Genomic DNA, 291 nt, shown 5'->3' with positions numbered 1-291 from the left:
CGAAAGAACCAATTCCATATGAAACAACAAGAGAATTTAATCCAGACTTACCACCAGGTACAGAACGCGTGAAACAACCAGGTAAAGATGGCGAGAAAACAACAACAACACCAACAACGAAGAACCCATTAACAGGCGAAAAAGTTGGTGAAGGTGAGCCAGTAACAGAAATTACAACACCACCAACAAACGAAATCATAGAATATGGTGGAGAAGAAGTGCCACCAGGACATAAAGATGAGTTCGATCCAAACTTACCAGTTGGCGAAACAGAAGAAGTACCAGGAAAAC

1 protein-coding gene is annotated in these 291 nt (G+C 41.6%); it reads left to right on the top strand.

Annotated features, from left to right (window positions below; genetic code table 11):
* Positions 1 to 291: G5 domain-containing protein (locus LQ617_RS15915; RefSeq protein WP_239740798.1), on the top strand; the 291-nt coding region annotated here is incomplete at both ends.

This window comes from Mammaliicoccus sp. P-M59 (assembly GCF_022386135.1).
GTDB lineage: Bacteria > Bacillota > Bacilli > Staphylococcales > Staphylococcaceae > Mammaliicoccus > Mammaliicoccus sciuri_A.
This window is presented reverse-complemented; position numbering and strand designations above follow the sequence as displayed.